Origin of the sequence: Phormidium sp. CCY1219, from assembly GCF_035615515.1 — a bacterium.
GTDB lineage: Bacteria > Cyanobacteriota > Cyanobacteriia > Cyanobacteriales > Laspinemataceae > CCY1219.
Window position 1 is genome coordinate 1 of record NZ_JAJENT010000943.1, and the last position, 2,568, is coordinate 2,568.

The 2,568-nt window shown below is 43.1% G+C and carries 4 protein-coding genes and 1 pseudogene; 3 read left to right on the plus strand and 2 right to left on the minus strand.

Annotation, left to right across the window (positions count from 1 at the left end; all coding sequences use genetic code 11):
• Nucleotides 1-180: hypothetical protein (locus LKK83_RS30625; protein ID WP_324635254.1), on the plus strand; the 180-nt coding region annotated here is incomplete at its 5' end.
• 71 nt (nucleotides 181-251) lie between these two features.
• Here the strand turns inward: LKK83_RS30625 and LKK83_RS30630 are convergent.
• Nucleotides 252-785 (minus strand): annotated as a pseudogene (locus LKK83_RS30630) (hypothetical protein); the annotation flags it as partial.
• Between LKK83_RS30630 and LKK83_RS30635 the strand changes: the two are divergent.
• Nucleotides 697-882, plus strand: a complete 186-nt coding sequence (locus LKK83_RS30635; RefSeq protein ID WP_324635257.1) for a hypothetical protein — start codon at nucleotides 697-699, stop codon at nucleotides 880-882. The pseudogene LKK83_RS30630 and the gene LKK83_RS30635 overlap by 89 nt on opposite strands.
• Before the next feature lie 47 nt (nucleotides 883-929).
• Here LKK83_RS30635 and LKK83_RS30640 read toward each other — a convergent pair whose 3' ends face one another.
• Nucleotides 930-2,048, minus strand: a complete 1,119-nt coding sequence (locus LKK83_RS30640) for a hypothetical protein (protein WP_324635255.1) — start codon at nucleotides 2,046-2,048, stop codon at nucleotides 930-932.
• Nucleotides 2,049-2,283: 235 nt separating this feature from the next.
• Between LKK83_RS30640 and LKK83_RS30645 the strand changes: the two genes are divergently transcribed.
• Nucleotides 2,284-2,520, plus strand: coding sequence for a hypothetical protein (locus tag LKK83_RS30645; protein WP_324635256.1), 237 nt, complete (start codon nucleotides 2,284-2,286; stop codon nucleotides 2,518-2,520).
• Nucleotides 2,521-2,568: the final 48 nt, after the last annotated feature.

Here is a 2,568-nt window from a genome sequence, read left to right on the forward strand (position 1 = left end):
CTTGGGTTTCGCCCGCTAGAAGGTGATAGCGATCGCTTCAATCAGGCGATCGCGCGCGCGACAGGCGCAAGAGACACTAAATCCGACCTTCTCGCGCTTTTGCTAAATCACCTGCTAGAGGTGTGCGATCGCCTCCAAATAGATCCGAAGGAAGCGATCGCAAGAATTTTTCAGAAATAACTGTTAGAACTAACAGTTATTTAGAGTCATTCAACTGGCGGAAGTTTTTCGATTGGGTTTTTTTGTTCTTCCATCAAACAAGCAATTTCATGGGGATTCAAATTATCCAAACAAACCATTTCCCGGGTGCCCTGCAAATCAATCAACCGACTGACATTTTGCGGGTCTTCGAGCATAGATGCTGCTTGTTCGATTACCTCCCAGTTGGTTCGTTCCGCCCAATCCCATTTCAGGCTATAATAGTTAATTGGCCTCAACACCCCGGTTTCATCGGGTTTCTGACCGGAATGCTTGACGAATTCGGGAATAAAAATTCCCTCGGCTGGCTCAATTCCCCGAGCCTGCACGGATACTACCAAGCGATTAAAGTCATTCAGGCTGCGCCCTTTAATGTAAGTTACCATCACCACATTATGGGGCATTTCTCCGGCTTCAGCCACGAACCAAATTTGTCCCCAAAGGGTGTTTTTTGTTTGGCCAAGATTGCCGAAAAATTTGCTAAACTTCAAAATAGTCATGGCTATTTTAGAGCCGTATTCTTCGTCGCCAGTCGTCCATTTGCCAGATTGGCAGTTATTGCGCAAGGCAAATGGCATTTCTGGCAAGATTAAAGCGTTTTCTGTTGGAGCACCAAAAACCGATAAAGTTGGTTTGCTGTTGTTGTCCATTTTCCTTTTTTTCCTCTTTTCTGTACTCAACTAGGGACTAAACCCTATCCTCCCATCTGCAGCTGGGAGGATGCGATTTAGTTAATTCCTACCAACAGAACGCCATACCTCTCCATTCCAACGAAAATGTCCTTTCGGTGATAGTATTTCTATTTTGTGGCCTTGATTGTGCAATCGTCGTGTTCGTTCGTTAATTTCTTCGTAATACACTGCCTGATCGGCAAATGAATTCGTATCGGTATTGTAAAAACTCCACAGGTCGTTGTTATTCCTGATTACTCGATAGGTGTACGTTTTTTGTGGAATTTTTGCCTTTTGGAGATTTATTGAAGCAGAAAATAAGTTATTCATATCTACTTCTTCGTTCTCTTCATTTTTGGGTTTTTCTTCCCAAAAACTACAATTTTTGTAATCCGAGTTATTTTTTAACTCGCGACAAGCACGAGCAATATTTTCCTCGGTTTGCAATGGATTTCCTTGGCTGTAAATTCTCCGATTTGAATAGGTAAATCTGTTGTTCGGTTGCGGATGTATCAATCCAAAGCAAGCGGTGATTCTTTGTTTGTTTGCCCGGTCCTCTACTTCCCCTAGGACCTTAAAATCGTATCCACTATCACCGCTTTCTGCTCGGAGTTGACAACCCGGAAAGGGGGAATATCCGTTGCAAAGTTGTACCAACTTTACGCTTGCTGGCTCTGCTTTTTGGATTTTTTGGGGATGTGCTGGGATTATTTGTTTCTCAAGCAGCTTTTTCGCTGCCTTAATTTGTTGAAATTCCGTTTGAAGCATCAGTTGATGCTTGCACCGGCCTCCAATTAATCCAGTGTTTTTCCGCCATGCCGGACATGTGCAGTCCTGTTCTGACGTAAAGTAAACTTGATTTTCTTTGGAATTATTGCTCCCTGAAAGTGGACGAACTTCATACACCTCCTGGCTGACTTTTTCGATTGCATAAATCGGCAATCCGTTTAGGCTACACCGCCGCGACATTATTCGATTGTCTTTTGTTTTGAATCGTACTATCGGAATGAAAATTTTTTCTTCCAATACTATGTGGCCACGATGCCACACTTTTTGATTTTTTTGCTCTACACTTAAACTTAGTGCTTGTTTGGAATCTTTCCAGTGTTTTATTTGATTCCACAAGGCACTATAATAAGCCTTGTCGCTTTTGAAAAAGCCGAAAACTACTTTTGCCATCGTTAATCTCCTTAGTCTACTTGCATTGATTTCATTGGATCCAAGTACCTTGCCCAATCTGTCTCTCCTGAAGCAAGGTGAAAAGGATCCTTATTGAATTTTCAAGGTTCTTGTCTTAACCACACTTTTATTATTGCACGGGGTCAGGCAAAAAGCAAGGGGTTGTAACTTTTCTTTACAATCTTTTTTAGGGAGACCCCGTGCTAGAATAGAGTAAGTACATGAGGAGGCTCCAATGGGAAGAGGAAGACCCGGGGGAAATCCTGAGCTGGAAAAATTCCAGTTTCAGAAAGGCGATCGCCCAGAGTCTTTGAAATCGAAGCTATCGATTTGGATCGAGCCATCGATGGTCGAAGCGCTCAAGCAAAATGACAACTGGCGCGATGAAGTGAGGCGGGCGATCGCGCAGATCGTCAAGCAGCGTGGGCAACTCTCGGAAGAACTTCGAGAGTATTACGGAATAGAAAATTAGCAATCTGCAAATATCACCTCCGTAATGGAGGTGATATTTTTTGTTCGT